The sequence below is a fragment of the Pedobacter sp. MC2016-05 genome, from assembly GCF_026239735.1.
Taxonomy (GTDB): domain Bacteria; phylum Bacteroidota; class Bacteroidia; order Sphingobacteriales; family Sphingobacteriaceae; genus Pedobacter.
The window spans coordinates 26,306-49,521 of record NZ_JAPIVT010000015.1 but is presented as its reverse complement, the minus strand read 5'-3'; the positions used below and the strand labels follow the sequence as shown (position 1 = coordinate 49,521).

At 40.8% G+C, this 23,216-nt stretch carries 14 protein-coding genes; 3 read left to right on the top strand and 11 right to left on the bottom strand.

Annotation, left to right across the window (positions count from 1 at the left end; genetic code table 11):
* Window positions 1-90 precede the first annotated feature (90 nt).
* From OQZ33_RS17255 to OQZ33_RS17245, 3 genes are read right to left on the bottom strand one after another with little or no spacing between them, the layout of a single operon-like run.
* A complete protein-coding gene (locus OQZ33_RS17255; protein ID WP_265800415.1) occupies window positions 91-3,621 on the bottom strand; it encodes a helicase-related protein in 3,531 nt (1,176 codons plus the stop codon).
* Window positions 3,618-5,345: a nuclease-related domain-containing DEAD/DEAH box helicase gene (locus tag OQZ33_RS17250; RefSeq protein ID WP_265800414.1), complete on the bottom strand. Its 1,728-nt coding sequence runs from the start codon at window positions 5,343-5,345 to the stop codon at window positions 3,618-3,620. Before OQZ33_RS17250 ends, OQZ33_RS17255 begins: the two co-directional genes overlap by 4 nt.
* Entirely contained in the window at window positions 5,345-8,014 is a 2,670-nt protein-coding gene (locus tag OQZ33_RS17245; protein ID WP_265800412.1) for a hypothetical protein, read from the bottom strand. The genes OQZ33_RS17250 and OQZ33_RS17245 overlap by 1 nt, the downstream gene beginning before the upstream one ends.
* 487 nt (window positions 8,015-8,501) lie before the next feature.
* On the opposite strand from OQZ33_RS17245, the gene OQZ33_RS17240 reads away from it, so the two are divergent.
* Window positions 8,502-8,741, top strand: a complete 240-nt coding sequence (locus tag OQZ33_RS17240) for a hypothetical protein (RefSeq protein ID WP_265800410.1) — start codon at window positions 8,502-8,504, stop codon at window positions 8,739-8,741.
* Between the two features lie 298 nt (window positions 8,742-9,039).
* Here the strand turns inward: OQZ33_RS17240 and OQZ33_RS17235 are convergent, their stop codons facing one another.
* Both OQZ33_RS17235 and OQZ33_RS17230 read right to left on the bottom strand, forming a co-directional pair.
* Window positions 9,040-11,985 carry a TrlF family AAA-like ATPase gene (locus OQZ33_RS17235; protein ID WP_265800408.1) on the bottom strand — a complete coding sequence of 982 codons (2,946 nt, stop codon included), beginning with the start codon at window positions 11,983-11,985 and terminating at the stop codon, window positions 9,040-9,042.
* 922 nt (window positions 11,986-12,907) lie between these two features.
* Window positions 12,908-13,036 (bottom strand): hypothetical protein, encoded by a 129-nt coding sequence (locus OQZ33_RS17230; protein ID WP_265800407.1) that lies wholly within the window; start codon window positions 13,034-13,036, stop codon window positions 12,908-12,910.
* A gap of 312 nt (window positions 13,037-13,348) precedes the next feature.
* Here OQZ33_RS17230 and OQZ33_RS17225 point away from each other — a divergent pair, with 312 nt between their 5' ends.
* Both OQZ33_RS17225 and OQZ33_RS17220 read left to right on the top strand, forming a co-directional pair.
* A complete protein-coding gene (locus OQZ33_RS17225; RefSeq protein WP_265800405.1) occupies window positions 13,349-14,461 on the top strand; it encodes a hypothetical protein in 1,113 nt (370 codons plus the stop codon).
* 756 nt (window positions 14,462-15,217) lie between these two features.
* Entirely contained in the window at window positions 15,218-15,610 is a 393-nt protein-coding gene (locus tag OQZ33_RS17220) for a histidine kinase (RefSeq protein ID WP_322975090.1), read from the top strand.
* Between the two features lie 113 nt (window positions 15,611-15,723).
* Here OQZ33_RS17220 and OQZ33_RS17215 read toward each other — a convergent pair whose 3' ends face one another.
* The 6 genes from OQZ33_RS17215 to OQZ33_RS17190 form a co-directional block, all read right to left on the bottom strand.
* Complete coding sequence (locus OQZ33_RS17215; protein WP_265800402.1) at window positions 15,724-16,287, bottom strand: DUF4276 family protein; 564 nt, start codon at window positions 16,285-16,287, stop codon at window positions 15,724-15,726.
* The gene (locus tag OQZ33_RS17210; protein ID WP_265800398.1) at window positions 16,284-17,519 is read right to left on the bottom strand and encodes an AAA family ATPase; all 1,236 of its coding nucleotides are present in this window, start codon (window positions 17,517-17,519) and stop codon (window positions 16,284-16,286) included. Before OQZ33_RS17210 ends, OQZ33_RS17215 begins: the two co-directional genes overlap by 4 nt.
* 1,260 nt (window positions 17,520-18,779) lie before the next feature.
* Entirely contained in the window at window positions 18,780-19,388 is a 609-nt protein-coding gene (locus tag OQZ33_RS17205) for a hypothetical protein (protein WP_265800397.1), read from the bottom strand.
* Between the two features lie 5 nt (window positions 19,389-19,393).
* A complete protein-coding gene (locus tag OQZ33_RS17200) occupies window positions 19,394-20,056 on the bottom strand; it encodes a HEAT repeat domain-containing protein (protein WP_265800396.1) in 663 nt (220 codons plus the stop codon).
* Window positions 20,043-20,606: an AAA family ATPase gene (locus OQZ33_RS17195; RefSeq protein ID WP_265800395.1), complete on the bottom strand. Its 564-nt coding sequence runs from the start codon at window positions 20,604-20,606 to the stop codon at window positions 20,043-20,045. Before OQZ33_RS17195 ends, OQZ33_RS17200 begins: the two co-directional genes overlap by 14 nt.
* A complete protein-coding gene (locus OQZ33_RS17190; RefSeq protein WP_265800393.1) occupies window positions 20,607-23,213 on the bottom strand; it encodes a tetratricopeptide repeat protein in 2,607 nt (868 codons plus the stop codon).
* Window positions 23,214-23,216 lie beyond the last annotated feature (3 nt).

The following is a 23,216-nucleotide window of genomic DNA, read 5'->3' as shown; positions in this document are numbered from 1 at the left end:
ATCATCAGCGATTCCTCATTGGGAAAGTTTACGATTTGGCCAATGCCAAAGGGCGTCAAAAGTTGGCTGCTTCTTATATTTCTGGACATGTTAGTTGTTGTTAATGATGTTCACGATCGATTCGGAATCTATTCCCCGCATAGACGTAGGGGTGGCAAAAGACCTGCTCTTGGCTTCATAGCGTACCTCTGCCCCCGAGGCGTACATCAATGGATAAAAATCTGGATTCCTTAATATACCCGAATTCATGGCGTCACCGTAGCTGCTAAAGTTATCCTTCCATTTCAGATAGATGTCCTCCAACTGCAGGGCCGTATCTTCGTATTCCTCGGGATCTACGAACCGGCAACGGTCCAAAATGAGTCCTCTTGCAATTGCCGCGACGTTTTCAAAGTCGGTATCCTGTGTAGTGGCGTGGAAGTGCAACTGGTGCTGAGAAAAATGCCTGACGAGCGCTATGAAAACCGCATGCAGTCCCTTTTGCCTCGCGTTGACGGAAAAAGGGGTTACAGAGGTAGGTTCCACATAGGAGTATATCCGTTTATGGAAACCTATAAAGTTCTCATAGAGCGACTTGTCCCTGGGTTTGGAAGAATTGTAAAGCGTAAAGATTAGTCCAGGCCCTTTTTTTACGTCCCTGCCCACCCTTGAGCTGGCCTGAATGTATTCTGCAGTAGTTTTGGGCTGCCCGTGGACGAACATCAGTCCGAGCCTTGATATATCGACCCCAGTGGCCACCATGTTGGTGGCAAGGCAGATATCTAGACTGCCGTTGCCGGTCAGGCTAAAATTCCTTTCCAGCTTTTTTAGGGCAAGGGGAATTTCACTGGCCGAAATCCTGCTGGTCAGCTCCTCGCTCCGATAGAGCCGTCTTCGGTTGCCCGCAGCAATAAGCTCTCTAGACTGCACCTGTCCAAGCCGCTCCACGATATCGGCGTTGACTAGGGACGATACGTTGCCCAGTTCCCTGATGCTGTTGAAGTACCCCAGCAGCGTCCAGTAATAATCAATGTCATCATTGTTCTCCAATTCCTTTATCTTTTGCAGAACCGCGGAGTATGCGCGTACGACAGAAGATAGTGTTGAGGGATAGCCGGACCCCAGTACACCAACGTACATCCTTCCGGGATTGGCATCGCTTGCCGGTACTTCCTTGGAAAACCACGTATTGCCGAAATCAAGGCCCTGGGGCGGAAATATCATGAGGTCTTTGGTTCCATATAAAGCGCTTACCTGTTCAGCCGCCCTGCTTATAGTGGCAGAGGAGGCAATGATCTTGGGCGGAACCATATCGTTTCTTTCTGACACAAGAAAAGGCGCCTCCTCCCGATTTAGGTCCATGCACAGGGACTGGACAAGAATTTCGTAGAGTCCTACCATGGTGCCCAGCGGACCAGAGATCAAATGGAGCTCATCCTGGATGATCAGCTCGGGAGGACAAATTCTGGAATAACCATCGACCTGAGCACGAAACCCGAATATCGACCCTGCGTCTTTTTTCCATGGAAGCATTGCAAATTTATCTACCGTTCCCAGAACAAGTGTCGGGCATTGCTGATAGATATGTTCGTCAACAACAAATAACGGAAGGTCTCTGCCGAAAAACTCACAATGCCGGTTTTCACATCTAAAAAGCACCCTACCGTCTATGCCATCCTCTCTGTACAGGCCAACTACACGCTGGGCTGGAGTTGGTCTATCTAGCTTACCGATCTGCGCGGCGCAGCACGGGCATTTCATTACAATAAAGTTGTAGGGCGCATTTCCCTTTTGCGCGTTGTTCAAATTGTTGAACTGGGTGACGGCAGAACCGTCCCCTTCTTTGTTTTTGTTAGGCGTGGAGGTTCCTCCAACCCAAAGACCAATGGAAATAGGTTGGTCCCCTAGTTCCATGCACTGGGCCTTTTGCGTCCGCACGAGCTCACAGCCACAGATCAGCGAAGAGGCCCGTTCGTATTGCTGAGCAGTGAGCAACCTGAGGGTATAGCGCATCAGGATGGTCGTGCCCGAATATTTTTCCCAGTCCAAATCTTCCAGCCCTTTTAGCCTCCTGATGAATATGGTCAGGGCTGATAGCCCGAGATACGCCTCGGTCTTGCCCCCACCCGTGGGGAACCAGATAAGGTCTACCGTTTCCCGTTCTGGACAATTGCCTAGGGCTGACCGAAGGTTCATTAGAATAAAGGCAAGCTGGAAGGGACGCCATCTCGCATTGTAGGGGCTTTCGCCGTGAAAGGCAGTCAAATCCGCAAACTCCCGCTGGCCCGAAGTTGCGATCCCCTCAAGTTGTAGGACCGCAGCACTGCCTGTCCCTATGGTCTCCCACTTTCGCTGAGCGGCCTTTGATCGCTGCTGCTGCCAAAGCATTACCCAGTTCATCCAGCGAAAGGCCTTGCGCAGCTCTGCACTGTCCGGATCGACAAGCAGTTTGACGCCGCTGTCGATGCGGTCGAGGCACCTTTTGCACTCTGCAATATTCGTTTCCGCAGCTAGAAGATAATCTCCGTTCAGGAGCGCAGCTTGTTCTTCCATATCCTTTATCCACTCGCTATAGGAGGCTACCATTTGTTGAAGGCTTTGCACTCCAGTTTCCCAGTTCCCGATGTCCGATAGTTCGAGCATACTCAATTCCACGTCACCGCTGGGAGCCACTTGGGGCATCTCATAAACCGGCAACGTAAATGTGCTTAGCATCTTTACGCTCTCTCCCTCTCCATCCCACTTGACCGCAGCACCATGACCAATAGCAAACATCCTTTTCTTCCTGTACAAAAGCATCATCTGCCTTTCATCAGCGGTATCGGTGGAGGAAACCCGCTCCTGATAGGGCATAATGATATTATTGTCTAGGGCAAAAATCGATATCTTGTTCTGATAGAGGATGAACCAGTCGTCTGCAGAAACGCCATTGGTTGGCCCTATCTCATTGATGATTACAATGGTAAGGGTGATCAGCTGCTGAGCTTCTTCCGAAGCAGAAGTCCTGTTGAATACCTTTAGGCTTAGCCATGGTGTGGCGTCGTTACGGTGCAGAATGTCGCAAAAAACTTGGCCCCTCCCCTTTAGTTCCGAGAGGTTCAAAATAACAGGACTAATGTTCAAGGGAACTCTAGTAGCATAGGCGCTGGTTATGGGCCTGCCGTCCCTAGTCGTTGCAGCAGAGGTATTGCCCTCTGCATCCCGTTTGAAGATAGCAGTCTGCCCAGTACCCCGTCTGTAGAAAGCTGATGAGATTTCTACCTTCAGCTTTGCGTCCGGTTGCGATGTGCTGAATCTTGCGGTCATGCCCATTGCCGATGGGAAGAATTGGTTGGCAAGCCCAACCGGTTCCTCGTCGCGGTCTTCGGCCCCCTCAAAACTGTCCGGACCACTGGATAATAGGTCGGTGCCCTCTTCCCCCTGCTCATCGCTGGTGACTTCTAGGCCCTCGGTATCCGCTTGGCCAAGGTTCAATGTGGACTGTGGGTAAAGCATTCCGCCGCCATAGCGTCCCTTAGGCGTACCATGTACGCGCGATAGCAGGAGTTCCTCTCCAGTCTCGGGATCTAGGTATACGGGATTGGGACTTGGGCCAACAATCTCCCGTTCTAGCGCCGATATGATTTCGTGTCTGGTATTCATAGCTTTATTTTTTTAGAGTTCGCAGAGACCAGCGAGCTGAATTGCCTTTTTAGATGTTTGTCAAAAATGAGATAGAGCCTCAGTTTCGCCCTTGAGATGCCTACGTATAAGAGCCTTTGTGCCTCATCGGTGAGCAGCTGATCGAATCCCGTGAGAATCACGACTGCATTTTCCAGTCCTTTGAAGGACTGGATGGTGCAAAAAAGAGTACTATTGGCATTGACAAGCCCCTTGAGATATGCGTCGGGCTCGGCAAAGGTCTTCGCAAAGGTGAAAGGGGAAAGAATTACTATCTTCTTTAGTGGAATGCCGCCTTCGGCAAGTTTTCGTATGGTTTCAGACACGGTTTCCGACAATTCTCTCTTGGATACCCATCTGGTATGGATGTTCTCTTCTTCATGGCCAAGGGATCGGATCTCCGGCTGATCGGCTCCAGAGAGAAGTGTGTTCTGAATGACGATTTTCTTGGTATTGCGACAGTTGACCATAAGTGGAGGAAAACGAACGAAGCTGCTGTTTTCAGCTAGCGTAAAGATGATCGATTCAGCATCTTTTTCAAAAATGGACTGTGCACAAAAATCTCCGAACATGATCCAGTTGCCTCCCCCTGCTCCTCCTTTTAGCATCGAAAAGAGAACCTCCCTGTAAAATGGTGACATCAGGTCCTGCGCTTCGTCGACAATCAAGACATCGAACTTATCGCTTTCTGGCTTCAGCTCGTTTTCGATCAGGAATTCCATAGGAAGCACCTCAGAAAAGAACTCGTGGTCTGGCGATTCGGGCACCTTGGTCGTGGTATGCGCCAACATGTAGGAATGCAGGGAGCCGGAATGGGCTTGGCCATCGGTTCCGGAGAGCACGGCAAGGTCTGCCGTCAGTTTCGCACCGAGCATGGCATTGTAGCAGAACAAGCCTACGTTCAGGCTCTGGGAAACACAACGCCTGGCCAGTTCAAGTGCCATTAAGGTCTTCCCTGTTCCTGCGGCCCCTTGTATCACGGACCGCTTATTGTAGTTCACAAAGTCCAGAAGATGGAACTGCTCTTCGGTATAGCTTTCGATCAAGCTCTCCTGATCGGTTATTTTGTTAATCTCTGTATAGGTAACCTCAAAGTCCCCCCTTAGTAGAGAGACCAGTTTTCTGCACTCAAGGTCGCTCGGCCTTGAAGCAGATGCATCGTACCAGGTGGTTCCGGAGTACTGGGTATGCCATCCATGGCTCAGCCTCGAGAGAAAATTACCGATTGGAAAAGGCAATTCCTTTCTGGTAAATACCTGCCAAGAAAACCCTTCGGCCCCAAATTCTGGGGCATCAATGAGACCGGTGAACAGGATGCCGGTCCCGAAAAGGATTTTTGAAAATCTTGCATGCTCGATTTGACGTCCAACTGTCTTTTCAAGGACCAGTTTTCGTACAGAATGCATGGTATCGCTCACTTGCCTGAACGGCCCCTTGGTCGAGGTATCGCTCCTGCCGAACCTGTTGGTGAAGGTCCATATACCGTTGTTCCTAGATACCCTTCCATGTTTTACCTCCAAGGCAAATATCCCTTCTCCGGGTGCCAGTACAAGAAAGTCGAGTTCCCCTGAAACGCTGGTGAGGTGGGCATTAATGAAAAGCGAATGCAGCACGTAATATCTGCTCGGGGGTTCCTGCCTGAATTTATTGAATATGATTTTTTCTCCCTGCGATTCTGTTTCGGGGATCTGTTCGGGTATCAGCATTAGCTCAAAATTTTTCTTGTATCTAAATAGTTCACCAGCACATCGCTTTTCTCTAGCCCAATTATCTCCCTTAGTACAACCTTCACTGATATGCCATGGACCTGCACAAAGCTGTCGGGCATTTCTCCGCGGGAATTGATCGACTGAAGAACATGTCTTTTTACCTCACTGGAAATGCTCTTGCTGGCGCTTCTCAATGTGCGCGCAGCTTCTGCTATCGATGTGATATCCGCGGTCTCTCCCTTTTCACCGGCGCAGAGAAAGATCAGTGATAGGTTATCGCTTTCTGGGGCAATCATGTCATCATCGTACAGCCAGCGTTGAAGATTGTGCCTTGTGGGGCTCCCCATTCCGTCCTTCACCCTGCTCAGGTCCTCCATGCTCGACAATAATTTGGATAGGTCGCCATCGTTCTGCTCAAAAGCATGCCATAGGAGTTCCCGCCATGTATCTACAAGTTCAAAGTTGCCTTGGTGCCGTGGATCTGATTTGGCGTAAGTCCTGATGTCGTGCCGAGTAAGGTTGAACAGGACAATCTGTGAACCCTTCGAGAGTTCATCAAAACCGGCAATCTTAAGGCGAAAATTCCCGTAACCATCGTCCATCAGCCGATATAGTTTACCTTGGTGCGGCACGTACATCACCTCCTGCTCAAAATACAATATATTGCAGGCGAGCTGGTATCCCTGCTGACTGGTACCGATATAGCGAGCGTGTGAATGGTCGGTTTCCAGTTTTTCAGCCAGAAAATCTAGGGGGAGCTCGGCTTGATGGGTCTCCGGAACAGAATAGAAAATCCGCTCGCCTGAGGCGGCACTACCGACGTCAACAGTGAATATACGTTCCTGAAGTTTGGACCCTAGGTCCAGATTGGCTGGCATCTCGGATTTTACAATCCTAGAACGCAGATAGCTATGAGTGAGCTGGCCCTCTTTTGACCAGAGGGCTATGTGAACAACCGGAACAAGGGTTTCGAACACCGCCCGCCAAAGCGGCCTGTGGCTTGGCTCTTTGTAAGGAAATCCCGAAAAACAGATGGCGCTTGCGAATTTTTCGTCCGTTGGGACGGGCATATAAAAAGTGCCTGCAGGAATCGTGAACATCCCTTTATCTGGCACCAAGACCTGTTGGACATACAAGTGACTACAGCCAGCCTGTTTTTGATTGAAGGTAAAGTCCCGTAGGGCGGAGGAGAGTTCCCGCAGTTCCCGCGGAACGGTATGAAGGGAAGCAGAAATGGCATTATCAAATGCATCCAGCAGGGAAAGCGGGGGAAGGTTTGCGCCAAAACTATTCTTTACGATATACCAAGCTGGAAAGAGCCACTTGCGAAAGGAATTAATCAAGATCTCATGCCCATCTAATTGAGCTATAACAGCAGATGCAGCGTCGAAAATTTCTTCGAGCCCATTATCGTCGTAGACCTTGAGCTCAACGCGCTGGTGTGCGTAACGTTTTGCAAAGGACCAGAATTGTTGATCTAGATACCTTGTCTGTCCGTTATCAACCTCAATAAGAGAAATGATTTCCCGAGACCAGTTGAGCCTTATCGAATCGGGCCTTGAGGCAAAAAACTGTGAAAAAAAATCCAGTTCCTCCTTGGTTTCGATTAATTTGTCAACCAAACAGATGACCGGAATACCCTTTTTTATAAAATAGGCAATGGTGTGCTCATAACTTTCATAGAGTTTGACCTCACAAATAAATATCGCCTTCAGGTCAGCGGGTAGAGAGTTATCAGCTACAGGCAGGTGCTTGGTCAGCGCTGAAAATCGATTAAACAGATCGCCCTCATGATCCAGCCCGTCCAAAAAATCCGCGAAGAGCTCCCGAAAATCAGTATGGGTGGTCCTACCGTTCGCAATAGAGCTCCTAATTTCATCAAGTCCTTGGCAATCCTCGAGCTCTTCTTCCGATAATCTTGAAACCACCAGTGAAAAGAATGTAAAAAACTTCTGTTCGGCTTTCTCGTCTTGACCTGAGGCAAGTCCAATGAATTCTTCCAGATCCTGTTTTATGATCAGGTTTCCGTTCCCAGACAATATGCCGTCAAGCGGCTCGTCAAAGATTTTATATGTTGACAGCGAATGCTTGATCTTTCCCATATTGCCCCTACCGGCGACGATCATCAGTTTAGATTTGAGACTTGCCTTGGGCACGGTCATTTTCCCGTTGGGCTCAAGTATCCTCGAAAGGGAATCGGGGTTGCGCAGGAACCTGCTCCGCTTCTCGTTGAATAACTTATGGGTGTTTGGCTGTTTCTTTTTTGTCTTATGGATGAAGTTGACGTAACGCCGGTTGAACTTGTATTGTCCACCGTCCGAAAAAGAAAGTTCCAGCGTATCGGCATCCATTTTATTGAACACGGCAGCGGTTTGGAATATTTCTATCAGGTCACCACGCTTGAGTGCCAAATCCTGTTCAATCTGGTCGGAACGATAAATATAATCCTCAAAAAATAGATTGATCAGGACGATTGCTGGCAATAGAGCGACTATCCCCTCCTTTGTAGGGAAGCTCATGAACAGCGGGCGGCGCTGCTGAACGGTCGGGAAGTTTTCTATATGTTCGAACACCAGGGAAACGCTCAGTGCGGTAAGTGGACTGAGTTGCATTTCTCCAAAGCTGAGATGTAGTTTTTTATTGATTTCTTGGTATAGGTCCAGCATAATTTCCCAATAGGTAAGGTAGAAAAACAATCAATGGCCCTCCTTGGAGGAACATCAGTGGAACCATTCGTTCCTTCCCTCCCAATTGATTGGTTGGGAGATTAACGCGTCTAAGTGCTCAGGATTTCGAAAAAATAATTTATCGGAAAATAAATTGGCGTATTAGCGGAAGTCGAGTTTTTTGAGGGCGCATTTATATTCATAGGCACAATATACAAATTTTCTGGTTCCTCAAAAATGCAAAAATCCTTTTATCTCAAAAGAGAAATTGCGTGTTTAAACACCAAAGTTTGACAGTGAGCGGATTGGCTGATTGAAGGAGCTATTTCAGGAATACCATCGTATCAATACACCAAAGAAAATAATAAGCCGCGAAAGAGAAAGATGCCAAAGATACAGAATACAGTTGAGGAAATATTGTCCGAATTAGCAAGGCCGTATCCACCCGCAGGAACACAGACAAAGTCAGTGGTACACCAGTGTCTACATGCTATCGCAACGAAAAACGAGCTCTTCGGCAAAGAAAGGGGGAATAAAAAAGAACAAGATCATCCAGATACAGCTCCCCGAGAGCAATAATAAGTTAACACGTGCAAGGGGATTGCTGTTGCTGGGCGATATTGATGGCAACGATTATAAGACCTTGAAGTTGGAATGTGAGGAGAATATCGTCAGAACGGAGGCAAAATCGGAGGAAATTGGTAAAACAAAATCTACTATTGCTTAGCTGGAACCTATCTTAGATGGGGTCGCCTTTGGTAATGTTCTCGACAAAATTTCTTACCCAAATGACTGCAATCGCAGATTTATCCTTCAAAATTGAAGAATCAAAAACTCAATGATCTTTAGATTAGTGGAAAAACCAGATTTCACTGACCCCACCTCGACAAAAACACAAAACTTATAATTAATTGAAATTCAAATAATTAATATGATCCATAAAATTAGCGAGATGGGTTTAAATATTTTGGTTTACCTAGCCTACATAAATTACTCCAGATTCATATTAGTTTTCCAGTATTTAGTTAACGAAATCTGCTAAAACCATACTTACGCTCTCGCTTTTTAAACGCCTCTTTTCCACCTTCTACTATGTCAGCAATATGCTCGCGAATTCCCATGCTTTTGAGCAGGTCAGTTTGTGTTTTCTGATACTCAAAGCTATTTTCAATAGGCCCGTTAATGTAATCAAAGTCATACAACGAAGTTGTTTCCTTATCATTCTGCCCTTTCTGATTGGCGATAATAACGTTTTCGGAATCTGCATTTACAACGACGTTTGGATTATGTGTAACCAATATAATTTGTCGCTCCAGTTTTTTGTTTCGGAGATATTCTACCAGGTCTTTTGTTATCGACCTATTGTCGAGGTTGTCCTCGGGCTGATCAATCAATATTGGCGCTTTCGATCTGCTCAGACCAACGATTAGCATCAAAATAACAAAACTCGCTTTGCCAGTTGACATTTTATCCAGGGTATCGTTATCATAAATTACTTCCCAATAATCAAAAAAGTAGTCCTCCAACAATATCTTTACCGCGCTTTTCTCATCAAAACGGGAGGTAAGGAAATAGTCTTTCCTTTCAACTATGCCTTCAAATATGTTTTGCAACTGCGCAAGCACATCATTAATATCGTATTCGCTTACACCTGTGTTTTTCTCATCAAAAATAGTGAAGTGGCTGAAACTCGCTTTTCTGCCATCGCTTGCACCCAAAAGTTTTTCACGAAACTTGGGAAAATTAAACTTGACTTTTCCGTCGATATTCAGATTATCGTTCTTAAGTAAGTCTGTGCGTCCATCAAATTGATTAATAACATTGCCATACTCATCAAAATTTGCTCGGTAATCTGCAAAGATTTTCTCCTTTTCTACACCTAATGCAGTTTCGTTTTTGGTAATTTCGTTTTTTAGCTGCTCAATGGTTCCTAACTTTTGTTTATCCTCCAAAATCAGCGCTTCAATTTCCATTATCTGCTTCTTTACTACCTGATCCTTAACAAAAGGCTCGAGCTGGGATTTCAATTCATCGATTTTCTTTCTTCTATTTGCGGCCTCTTCCATAAAAATATTTGGCCGTTCAAATTGGTTATTCGCATTTAACTCGATAGATTCAATTTGAACCTGAATGGCTTGGATGGTACTATCCAGAAAGGCGTAAGATTTGGTATAATAGTCCCTAATGGTGGGATTAAGCAAAGTGTCGAGGAGCAGATTTTTTTTATTCACCAAATCCTGCAAGATGTTTGTGGAGTCGGTATGAAAAGAAGTAATCTTCGAAAAATCGCTACTAAGCTGTTGCATTTCGAGTTGCTGCCGCTCTAGTTCTGTGTTAAATGTATCATAAGCCTCCAGCTGATCTTCTGAGAGCCCCTGATCCTCTTTTAACTTTTGAATCTTAGCAGTGTTGACCTTAACGCTTTCTTGCAATACCGCGTCACTGCCTTTCTGGATGAGTTCATTTTTCAAACTATTAATCCTGTCCTTTATTTCAAAGTAGGTATTAATACTGGTTTCTCGGTTTAAGTCATTGGATTTAACTTTACTAATGAAATCCTGGTATTTTTGGTTATAGATTTCATCTTCCAGCAGCAGATCCCTGACCAGTTTCAAAAGTTCATTCCCCTTTTTATTTTCTGGTTCGGCAAGCTTGGATAGGTAATTCTGTGGTATATATTTGATTTCCGACAAAATACTTGGCTCATCATCGGACCTGCTAATTAGTGCGGTCTGACCGCTGCCAATTTTCACCTCAAATTTAAAATTATCGCCGAATTCATATTTATAGCCTTGGGATGACTCATTTTTCAGGATTTTTCGATTGGGTAGTAAAGTCCTTGCAATGTTGTAGAGCAGAATGCTTTTACCTGAGGACTTTCCACCAATAATTACGTTTAGATTTCTGTTGAACTTTATTGGTTCACTGGTAAATTTGTGGTCATTAGAAATGAACTGTACTTGTTCGATAACCAATTTATCATCTTTTACATCTGGCTCTGCATCCTGTATTTTAACCCTTTGCTCAGGTTCAAAAATAATCTGTTTAAGCCCATCAAAATTTAAATCTGCTTTAATCCAGGTAAATCTGGAGAACAAATCGGTTTCCGTATGAGCGTCACATCCTACTAGACAAGATTTCAAAGAGCCCCTCTCTGTGATAACTTTCTGAATTTCCGCTTCCTTTGCCTCAGCAGTAATATCATCTACCTCATCTAAACGCTTTCCGAGGAAATAACTTACATCCTTTGGGTTTGTGGAAAAGACAGCATCCGATAAATAGTAAATGGTTTTCCTGACACCATCAAGGGCACCTGGTTCACCTTCAAAAACATCGTAATGCTTTTGGAATCCAGAATTTCCGTCTTTGTTTGAATTACTTACGACAACAATAGTATTCTCTCTGAAATTTTTGTTTTTATCAAGCAAATCCTTTACAGTTTTAGGATCTACAACGAAATTATCGATCCCGAGTTTCAACATCGCCTTGGGGTCTTCCAATGCAGGGTTGAGTTGCTTTCCATAAGCCTCGAAACCAGCTCTGTTCATCTTTTGACGATCCTGGTTTTCTAAGGTATTGAAAAAATCATTGTCAAGGCTTGCAACATAATCTGGATTAAAAATGCAATGAATATTAATTAACTTTCCTACCCCAGTTGAGGGTATCATACGCAATTCAACATTCGGAAAGAGAAAAATCTCTCCAACAGCCTTCATCTCATCGGGCGTAAACAATGCCTCGCCCTCGGGAGATTTTTTCTCCGCGATTTCTGAAACATACGCTATCGCGAGCTTGTAATTATCGATGGTAAAATAATCGGTAATGCCGATGGCGCTGATCCCGTTTGCCAGTGCCTGTTTGAAAAATACATAAAAAAAGTCATCCATCGTGGATGAAGTAAATTGGTCATTTTTGTTTGTTCCTTTGGTGTGCACATGCATGTTCCACCTTTTCCATTGAGAGCCTTTCATTTAAATAAGTTTTTTTTTGAAAGATAAAAAAAACTAAAAATATATTTTTAGGCAAAGTCGTATTGTTGAAAAAAAGCAATCGACATAAGTCAGTTACTTCTGCATTTCAAGACCGAAAGATATCCTAGACCATCTCTAATGGCGGATTTTGACAAATTCTAACCCTAATAATGACTTGCTAATAATTTAAACTGGCGGCAGACAAAATATAGGCTTACAAATAATGACAGTTTCGGAGCGATTGGTCATCCGGGAGAAAATGAAAGCCGATCTACCGCGATGTTCATTGATATACTTACTAAAAGAGGCATAATGATACCTAGAAATGGGTCAAATAGTGATCGTGTGCAGTATGCTAGCAATGCTGGATAAGATTAATGAAATCAAATTAATTGATGAAAATATAAAGTAGGGTTCACAAAGTTTAGCTTTAAAACTTGCCCTCAACAAACAAGCAATTTTATTTATGTAATATTATTTCAATTAACCCCTAAAACATAAACTAATAAATCAGATGAATACGGCTTGTGTCAACATTTTAGTAATTGAACATTTTGGGAATGGCTTAATTTATTTGGAATAGCCCCATGAATATAGTGATGAAGTACTCAAGATATTTCTAAGGCCATCGGATTTAAACTATTACTATGCGATTAAATTCCCAACCGCAATATAAAAAAATACGTGATAACCGTAAGTTTTATACTTTAAATATGCAATTTGATTCGTAATTTGAGCAAACAAATCATAAAATGAACGACTCGCTGAATGACCTTTACGTTTTATTTATCGGAACTATTGTAGCCTTGAATTCTATACTAATTCCAGTTAGCTATCAGATAGTTTCAAGCAGCCTAAAAGAATTGTTAACTAGGGATAGTTACAGGATTTTGACAGAGGAAAAATCCTTTTTAGGAAATATTTATGCATCTTTTGGATGTTTGCTTATTTTTCTTTTACCTGTAATATTTAACATTTTCCCTTCTACTAAAACAGCGGTAACAAGTGATCCATTAAACTTTTTCCAATGGGTATTTTTAATTTTCAGCATTTTATTTTTTAGCGGGTTTTTACTGGCCTTCACCAGGTTATCCTTTCGAATTTACGAATACTCTTCAAACGCTGAAGAAATCGTTTACAAAAAGCTGAATAAACAAATTAAAAAATATCTAAGACAATTATGATAAATGATAATATTTTTAGATCATCTATAGATACCCTAACAGCTATCATTGATTCTTCTGTAAACAGGAAACAGTATTCAAACTCGGAAAAATACATTAAATGTTTTTTTGAAACAGCTTATAGCTGCTTTAGCAAGGGGAAATATACATTCGAGACCGAAAAAAAACAGTCGAAGGGTATGTTTGCAAAGCTAACTATTCGGAATAATTATGAGGGCTTTCTTGAATCAAAGATTTTTGATTTGATGGATTCATTGGTCAGTAGTCAGCACTTCCATGTTTATACCATGGTGAGAAGATATTATCTTTATCTGTTGGAGGCATTTATTAAGGATAAGAACTCAAAGGCTATCGGAAAGCTTTTAAGACCATTCCAAAACTTCGGTACTAGGTTAATCGCAAACACAAAAAATCTTAATCAAGTAGACTATGAATGGTTTGAAGCAACGGCATTTCGCCCATTTGAATATTTATATCCTATAAAGGAGATGGATGCTACAATAGCTGAGATTATCTTGCATGACTATGTTTATCTATTAAAGGATCTTATTAATTACCAGCGCCATGAAACATTTCGGATGTTACTAACTCATTTAGTAGAGTTACATCCACTCATCACGGTAGGCAAGTCAAGTATCCGCACATTTCTTTCAGATGAGCAATTACCAAACGATTTTTTTGACAGAAAATCAATCTGGAGAAATAATGTATACAGACATTCTGAAATTGGACCGGCGTTGGAAAAAATATCAGCGGGGTTGTCTTCCGACGAAAGTTATGCTTTGTTGCCAGACCTCGAATTTGTACTGACTGACAGTTACAAAAAAAATCTGATTAAACAGGGTGTTTTTGCTGCTATGGTTTATAGTTTTTTTAAAAAAGACTACGAGTTTATTTCCGTCTATTTGAGTATAGATGATAATGATAATTCAAAATGGGAGAGTGTTGACGCGGCTGTGGTTTTTCAGCCAGAGGATGCTGCAATTATAATTAGTTTGAAACCAAAAATTTTGTCTTTTGCAATCTTTGATATTCGCTATCGTGGATTCACCATATATTTCAATCAGCTCGTCGCTTATTTCCTTATTCTTGCTTATAAAAGGCAAGTTCACCATAAAATAGTTGAAGACCTCAATGTCATTTCCAAACAGAATTTTTTAATTGTACTTGAAGATATAATGCAATCAGTTGACTTTCAAATTTTCAATATGCTCCCCTTTATATATGTTGGTGATAGAGAAGAATTTTCTAATATTATAGAGTATTATAGAAAATTAGCAGAAAGCAATTAACCAAATCACATTAAAACACGAAATTTAATCTTTTTCCAAACTACAATTTTGAAGTATCTAATAATTAAGCATTTGCTTACCAGAATTTCATTCATTAAGTACTAGGAAATTTTACATCCTCACTATATTTAGTATATACTTGTAAAATAATTTTTGTCAACCAAGGATATATACTTAAGACTATTTTGATTGTTTTCATTAAAATTTAAAGCTTAATACTATGCCATTGAAGAATGTTGAATTGCTGGTTCACTATGGTCAATTTGGTCATTTATGAAAAAGATCGTGATTTTTGTGCCATTTTCATTTTCGATGTTAAATGTAGCATGAATATCATCGCTTAAGCCTTTCATCAATTTCAGGCCTAATGATTCAGGAACGGAATCATCGCTACTGGGATTTAAAAAAAAAATTGTTTGGTTTTGGAAGCTCCCTCTATCGTTGTTAATTATATACGCATGTTATCTGATTATCAATTACTTTGTTGACTATTATATAAATAAGCACACTTTCTGGCTGCTTTTTGATGAAGTTATATTAATAAACAGTCAGTATTCATTTGGAGTTTTATGGAGAGCCTTAAAATTTATGGGCCTCTCTGCGTTCTATTATCTTTTCAAGAGTACAGTAAGTCCATTTTAATAAGAGCACAACTGGAAGAAGCCAGCTAAATTATATGTTGGAACAAAAGGAAATGGAAGTCAAGCTCAGTCATGCAACGAATGCTTATTTAAAAGCACAAATCAATCCCCATTTATTTTTCAATACTTTAAGTGCAAATTATACAGATATTTAATCGCCCCTCGAACCGCCGAAGCCGTTATGACTCTCTCAAACGTCATGAGATTCAGCGTAGACTGTGAAAATACAGATGATTTGATTTTATTAGGAGCAGAAATCGACCAGGTAAAAAATTTAATCAAACTTCATCAGACAAGATTCGATGATGAGTTGAATATTAGCTTTGCATACCAAGATGAAATAAGAAATGTAAAGTTCGTGCCTTTGATTTTATTAACTGTAGCAGAAAATCTATTCAAGCATGGAATTTACACAGATCAGAATCATCCGGCAATTATTAATCCATCAATAGTAGAAGACAAACTAATACTCCAAAAACATTTTCCTTTTAATGCTTTGTTTTACTAATGAACTTTCAAATAAATAATAACCGATGCAATAGGTTAAATTAATTCGTTTGCCAACTATAGACTACATGACCAAAAGATGGGGGGTCGACGTTAAAGAAAGGGCTATGGAATCTAAGCACTTTTCGCGCTTAGCTCTTTAATGAAGGCGGCAAAGTAGATGCAGTTTTTAATCAATAGATTAATGTTAAGCAGCTTAAAAAGTTCAGGACAATCAGATTCATGAAATTTTTTCTTTACATTTCGCGTTTCGTGTCTTAACTTACCTTTAGGATCATTAATCATCATAGGATTCCCTGTAAATTTCACAGCTACACCATATTCTTTATTGAATGTTTCGATGTCTGCATAAATCAGCGTCTCTAATTCCCAGATGTTAAGCAAAAGGATATCATTTTTAAACGAAGTTAATTTTTTAAACCAATCTACTCGTTTATTGATCTCAGCATTTTGGGAGGGAAGAGCATCTAAGTCTCGGATAAATATTATGAAATCCAACTGGGTATTTTTAATCTCCACCTTTAGAGCTCGTTGAAGCTTTACATTATCAAGGCCTCCGCCCCTGATCGATCTCATTAGAGGGGTGAAAATAATATTTTTCGAATATATTGGGGCTATAAGATTTTTTATGGAGAGTTTATCGTATGGATCTTCTCCGATCAAACCAACTCTTTTCATTGTTCCAGATCTGACATTAACCAATAATCGCTCAAAAAACCAACTGACTCCATATAATCAAGTGCTTTCCTTTTCTGCCCCTCTGCCATTCTAGCAAGTTTTGTTCCTTTTCCTTTATGATATGAGGCTATCAGTATTGCATCAAGTTGCTTCGAAGAAAGTATATCTATTGCTTTAGGGGAATGCGTAGATACAATAATCTGTTTGGAAATTGACTGTTCTTTTAAAAATTGCATGACCAAATCGAATTGATGCGGATGGACACCAAGCTCCGGTTCTTCCATTAATATGGTACCATGTCCAGAAAGAGATATGTCACTAATAATAAAAAATAGGCGTCTGGTTCCATCGGAGAGTTGTGACCAAGGGAGCCAACTTCCATTAATGTAAAAGTCCAACCTAATATTGTCTGCAATTAAATAACTATTATCCTCATAAAAGGTGATGTTTTCGTTGATCCTCAAATCCTCAATTGGGCTGAATTTTTTAAGATTGATCAACACTTCTTCGGATAGTAGCATATTTGATATCACTTGATCAGGTGTAATCTCTGCTAAACGCCTAGCCCATTCTGCTTGTAATTTAGCGGATGTAATTGGGCCCATATCTAATAGGGGACTTGAAAACCTGTCTTCCAAAGTTTGAGCTGCCGATTGCAAAAATCCAGAGCGAGAGTCCATTTCCCACGGCTCATCGTATTCCACTGGAATCCTAATAGATGTTGGCGTCATGACACCGGCAATGTCATCAGGAATCGCAAATTTGACAAAATTGGGAATTAAGATAGGGATTTTAAGCCGGTGAAAAATTCCTCTGATGTTTTTAACCATCGGATATTTTCGTCCATTGTGTTCGAAAGTCACCGCTTCATCATTGCTTGAATTATATACCACTTTTCCATTGAGCTCAAGCTTTTGCATATATAAATCCTCATCAAATTGACTGGATAATACATGCTTTAAGTTCTGCCGCTCTATAGAATACAAAAGTTCCTCACCATTATACGACTTTAGCAACAACTGGGAAGAGCGGAAAGTAATTTCTTTTGTGCTGTAGATGGAAAGCATTGCATTGTACAAGGCTTCCATAAAGTTGGACTTGCCTGCACCATTTTTCCCAATTATGATATTCATCCCTGGTTTCAATTCAACACTTAGATCTTCAATGGATTTATAACCCTTGATATTTGCTGATATAATATATAGAAGTGGGACGATATTAGAGTCTGGCATTGATTTAAGCAGTGTTTTATACAAAGTAAAGATAAAAATTGGACTTTTGTAAGCATTTGAGAAACGAAACTGGCAAAATCTCTAAACGTCTAATATACGACACCCCTGTCAATGCATATCTTTAGTGCTTCCTTGATTACCCAACAATAGTTTGCCTTATAAACCTCCCCCTTTTTTGCATCACTGATTGGTCGATTATCAGTCAAACTTATAAAAGAAATTTTCCCGAATTTGCGGATGCTTTATTTCCTTGCTTACTTATTTCGGTGGCATTAGGTTAATTGACGGAGAAATTATGAAAACCGAAGATGGATTAAACATTGGAGCTATAGGACTTAGCAGGTGGAGTGGACCAGCTGGAAAGACAAAAAATCAGGAAGATTGATGAGGAGGAAAGTATAGATGACCTTATTGGTAAAGAAGCATACGATATTCTAATTCTTTCACAAAGTGAACAACCAGAAGTCGAGATTTACAAAAATTAACTCGGCAAAGGGGGCTTTTTAAAGTGGCGAAGAGGGGTCAATTTGAAGCGGTTTATCCATATTAACCAAATAAAGGACATTAATAAAAATTGAAGCGCAAGAGATTTATTATTGGATAATGATATAGATGGTGTTGATTTTCGATCAATCAAAGCAGACGGTAACGAGAAAATATCAATCCTGGAAGCAAAACTATCGGAACTCAATACAAACAATAACCGATACTGAATATTAGACCAATCGCGGAACGCGCAATGTCTAACCTGAGCAATCTTTACTTATTTTACGAAAATTATTGTGTTGAAGGTATCTAATAAGTTGCATTTTTCCCGAAAAATTGGAATACAATGGAGACCGATATCGAACACTTTTGATTAATGAAATTACCGAGCATATCTACCTCAAAAACAAAGAGTTACAAGCAAAGAAAATGTGACGAAAATCTTTTGGAAAGACCTCGTCCCATTGGGGGTCAATCCACGTACCATTGTCCTCGACTTTTATAGCTGATCTGACGCGTTTATCGCTGGCTAAGGGAAAAATGTTCTCCATGGATGGCCAACTTGAGCAAAAACTCAATAAAATTTTATCTAAATAATTAATGCATGCACTGATTATTTAGATAGGTGTCACAGAATATTAATTGTTCAGTAGTGGTTATTTGCCAACTCAACTTTATTCTTGCGGTAATCTTAAAGAAAGTGTTCAAATAAAATATTTTTAAAACTACCTAATATACCTAATAAGATTCCCTTTTAACTATTGACAAAGCCGCTCAAACGTCTGAGGAAATATCATGGTCGAAAAAGTCGCGTTTTGTCTTGTATAGCAACTTAACATTTTCATTATAATTTTCCACAGTAAGAGGAATGCTAATGATCTCTATCCCCTCATTAATCACCCCTGCCTTTTTCAGGGGATTATTCGTCATCAATCTCACTTTCTTATAACCTTGCGAGGATAGGTATTTTCCAATTGGTGTGAAGTCTCTGCTTTCCGGCGGAACCCCAATGCTTACTCGGGAATCATAAGTATTCATACCCTGAATTTCCAAAGATGTTGCCTTAATCTGCGCAGCGAGTCCTGCACCTCGCCCTGGAAAACGGAGATAAAAAATAATGCCGTGACCCTCTTTGCTGATTTGCTCCATTGCAATAGTCAGCTGCTCTTTACAATCACATAAATCGGAATGAAACACCTCCGACAAAATACATTCAGAATGAATCCTGACCAATGGCGCTTCCTGCTTTAAAGGTTCACCTATAATACAAACCAAATCGCCGTCAGAAGCTGGAGTAAATGATTGTGACTCGAGGGTCATTTGGCCCCACTGTGTTGAATTTATTCTAGTTCTTGCACCAAGAAATGGTTTTATATAATCCATGAGTATTAATTTAGCAAATATTTAGAAACTGCCTTTTTCTGGTTTTCAGAACCAAAAGTCCCAAGAAACGATAGTAATTTAGGAGAATCTGACATACCTATCTTATCCAATGCATCTATTAATAATATTGAAGTATTTTCATCAACCAAGGCATCAGTAATTAGATTTTCTATAGTTTTTCGGGAAGCCTCGCCTAGCTTAGCAAGGGACAGTGATGCCCAAAGTTTAACAATCCAGACATCCTCTATTATCGCCTCGCGTAGGTACCCTATATTAATACTTTTATCATCCTGATTAATAAGACTTCCTAACACATCCACCGCTATTTTTCGTGAATAATCCTCGGGTGCATTATACAAAGAAACAATGTATGGCCAAGCGGATTGCCCAATTTTAACAAAACTGTCAGCTATAGCAAGATGCGTGCTAGTATTGCCAAAATTTATATCTGGTAACAGTGCTTCATTATGGAGTGCAGATAACGCCGTTATAGTATCAAATTCTCCTAATGCGCGGTATAGAAACCATTTGCATAGTCCATAATTTTCATCACTAAGCACCTGATGAATGAAAGCTTCACCAAGACTTAAAATCTCAGTTTCGCTAAGCGAATCCAGCCAGGCAGCTCGCTGTGAAGGAGACATTTTTGCATACTCAAATGGTTCCATAATCTTTTACCTGTTTTTGTGTTTCTTCCAAAGCAGCGATGAAATCCTCTAGGGATGTATTGTTAAGAATAGTAAAATCAGCCAGTGCAATCGGCCCACCCTTTTCGACCCTTTTTATTTCATCGAGATCACGGGCTTCAGCTTCTGCTCGATTCAATGACCTTATTTTTCTTTTTTCAAGTCTTTTGAAACGCAATTCCTTATTACAGCAAACGGCTATAACAGATAATTTATCGCCAAAGACCTCTTTAAGAAGTTCGTATTCGCTCATACTATATAACCCATCGATACAGACATTTTTTCCGCCATCAATATACATGTTAATTTGCGGTATGGCTATTTTCGCATAAGCCGCCATTCCATGGGCTTCCCTTAGCTCAACACGTATCTTTGCTTCATTAGCAGGAGTTATATCCCATCCTCTTTTAGAAATCTCCAAGTTGGTCAACCCTCCAAAGTGTATAACCTCAAAATTTTCTTGATTGATAAAAAAATTTGAAGCGACACTTTTACCGGTACCTGCCATACCTACAATTGCAATAATTTTCATTTATTTTTTCCAGTTTTTCAAAATATTCGGAATCAGTTCCTGTTCTCTTTTAATTCCCAACTGTGTTGCCCATGTTAAAGATTCTTCCAACAGTGCTTCAGCAGATTGGGTGTTTCCCAATTCATATTCAACTAAGCCAAGCCGGAATTTAACAACGACAAGGTATCCTTTAACATCTAAAATCTTTTCATATTTAAGGCTATCGCCTAGCAATTCTTTTCCCTTTTCAACATCCCCCAAATGAAAAGCACTCCATCCTGCCCCTCCTAAAGCCTCCATCAAGTAAGTTACATCCACTTTCTTTTGATCGCCCGAACTAAAGTAATCGATTACGGCCTGGAAATGGTCATAAGAAGCTTTCCAGTTCTTTAAATCCCTTTCGAGTTTAGCGAGCTCAAGTAGGAGGCTTAGACTAGCATCATCAAGATTAAAATTCCTGGCAATATTTATTCCTGTCTGATAGGCCTGCTGTGATTTTTCAAATTCTAACGATCGCCTGTATATCCTGCCGAGGTGTTTTAAGGCAAAACACTCACCAATATGATCATTTTTTTCTTTATAAATCAGCAGACTCCTCTTTGCTATTATTTCAGCCTCATCTAACATCAATAAATCTACATATAGCCAACCAATCCCATGTATACCCATCCACGCAATACTATCAAGATCATTTACGTTCTGAGCAGAAGCGTACAATCTAGCGCCGACTTCCTTCGCTTCCTGCCACTTACCTTTTATATCCAGGTAACGCATAACAGACTTGATAACAGATAGGGCCTTATCTGCTCTACCGCTGCTTTCTGCCCAGTTTACCACACCCAAAATATTCTCCCCTTCCTGTAATAGCCAACTATAATCACTCCATTGCCAGTATCCGTCGCTGTTGGAACGTTCATTTTCAGTGAAATAACTAAGCCAGCGAGTTATCAGTTCAGCATCCTCCAAAATCTCCCTTTTCAAAGTGCGGATATAGGTTTGGGTCAGGATAAGCATTGAAAACCTGTCTGAAATTTTATTTATCAATGAAAGGTGTTCCAGATAAACTAGGTTATCATCACGTTCCTCATCCGTAATATCTAGTATCTTGCTGATTGCATCTCGGTGACAATTCTGTGCAAACATAGCAATTACGCATAGTATTCTCAAAGCAAGACAATGTTTTTTGTCTAGTTCTTCTACAATCATGCTAAAGCAATACTTGCTAACATCACTGTTTCCAGCTGATAGTTTTTTTAACAATACCGGATAACTATAGCCGAGTGAAAGCTGAGAAATACTCCAGATAATGGCTAGAGGTATGCCTCCAACAACCCTTAAAAGTTCAAGCTGCTGGGTGCGGGTGAGTTCTACGTTCTTGGCGTTACATTCTTTTCTTATTAGGTTTGTAGCATCTTCAATATCCATCCCCAGAAGCCTCAAGGGATAGGCAGTATCAATCTTATGTCTCGTTGTAATCAGTACTTTTGAGGGGATCGGTATTTCCATAAGAAATTGCATCACACCCTCATCATCGATTGTTTCGAAATTATCAATAATTATAAGGGACCGGGTTGTAACTAATAACCGGTTACAAAGCTTTAATTGTTCCTCCGCTCCTGTCTGTTTTACCTCCTGATTATCTATTACATCTAAAATTGTTGAAATAATATCTTCAAGCGTGCTATTTTGATCCTTTCCCTTTCTGATGCCCTGCGCGTTAAGAAAGATACTTTTTGCAGTTATCCATATAATGGCTGAAAATCTTTCCTCTTCTTTCAGGTTCAACTGGTTATGCAGAAAATCTATACCGATTTCAAGTGCGAGAGAAGACTTACCAACCCCACCAATCCCGTCAATGGTCAGCAGGTGATAACGGCTTTGGGGATATGGTTTTAAAACGTTTTTAATTTGATCAATCTCCTTTATGCGCCCGATAAAATTCCCGTAATCAGGCTGTGGAAGATTGTGTTTTATTTTTTCAGGTTTCTGCTGAACTTCTCCATTTGGGGCAGAAAGGTTTTTATTTGCCGCTATAACGCTGCTCAACTGGAGTATAGCGTTTTTGAAACTGTGATTTAGTGATTTGGTTTCATCTAGCTGTGCAAGTTGCACAGCAAGCTGCTTTTGAGCGGTTTCGGCCGATATACGCTGAAAATATATTGCGTAGAATGGCTGAAATTCAGGCAAATGCCATACTTCTTTAGCGATACAGTCCAGCCAATAAATTACAGCCCTTTCAACTCTTTCTCTGTTTTTTCTATTAGGTAGTATCTGTTCAAAAGAATCGATAATTTCGTTTCTTTCCTCCCAGCTGAACCTGTCGGGATTCTGTACAACCGTAAATAGTGCTTCTTTTAGTGAACTTGTAAGGAATTCAGTTTTTTTTTCAATGATATCATGAACAAGATCTTCATCAATTAATTCATATTCTTTGATAAATCTATCAATCCCTTTGACTATTCCCTTATTGAATTGATCAATCAATGCTCCGTCAGTTTTCAATGATCGGAATTTATCGGCTAGGCCGTCTTGGTTGAATTTTCTGGCACTGTCAACGATAAAATCCAAAACCCTGTCGTAGAGCCTTTTTTTCAAGTGATCAGGAATGATTTCCAGACTAATATTCATAAT

Bases quoted from the DNA above. Each gene is read 5' to 3' on its own strand.
- OQZ33_RS17255 (WP_265800415.1), bottom strand. From the start codon at position 3,621: ATGAATACCAGACACGAAATCATATCGGCGCTAGAACGGGAGATTGTT.
- OQZ33_RS17250 (WP_265800414.1), bottom strand. From the start codon at position 5,345: ATGCTGATACCCGAACAGATCCCCGAAACAGAATCGCAGGGAGAAAAA.
- OQZ33_RS17245 (WP_265800412.1), bottom strand. From the start codon at position 8,014: ATGCTGGACCTATACCAAGAAATCAATAAAAAACTACATCTCAGCTTT.
- OQZ33_RS17240 (WP_265800410.1), top strand. From the start codon at position 8,502: ATGCTATCGCAACGAAAAACGAGCTCTTCGGCAAAGAAAGGGGGAATA.
- OQZ33_RS17235 (WP_265800408.1), bottom strand. From the start codon at position 11,985: ATGAAAGGCTCTCAATGGAAAAGGTGGAACATGCATGTGCACACCAAA.
- OQZ33_RS17230 (WP_265800407.1), bottom strand. From the start codon at position 13,036: ATGCTGAAAATTAAAAATACCCATTGGAAAAAGTTTAATGGATCACTT.
- OQZ33_RS17225 (WP_265800405.1), top strand. From the start codon at position 13,349: ATGTTTGCAAAGCTAACTATTCGGAATAATTATGAGGGCTTTCTTGAA.
- OQZ33_RS17215 (WP_265800402.1), bottom strand. From the start codon at position 16,287: ATGAAAAGAGTTGGTTTGATCGGAGAAGATCCATACGATAAACTCTCC.
- OQZ33_RS17210 (WP_265800398.1), bottom strand. From the start codon at position 17,519: ATGCCAGACTCTAATATCGTCCCACTTCTATATATTATATCAGCAAAT.
- OQZ33_RS17205 (WP_265800397.1), bottom strand. From the start codon at position 19,388: ATGGATTATATAAAACCATTTCTTGGTGCAAGAACTAGAATAAATTCA.
- OQZ33_RS17200 (WP_265800396.1), bottom strand. From the start codon at position 20,056: ATGGAACCATTTGAGTATGCAAAAATGTCTCCTTCACAGCGAGCTGCC.
- OQZ33_RS17195 (WP_265800395.1), bottom strand. From the start codon at position 20,606: ATGAAAATTATTGCAATTGTAGGTATGGCAGGTACCGGTAAAAGTGTC.
- OQZ33_RS17190 (WP_265800393.1), bottom strand. From the start codon at position 23,213: ATGAATATTAGTCTGGAAATCATTCCTGATCACTTGAAAAAAAGGCTC.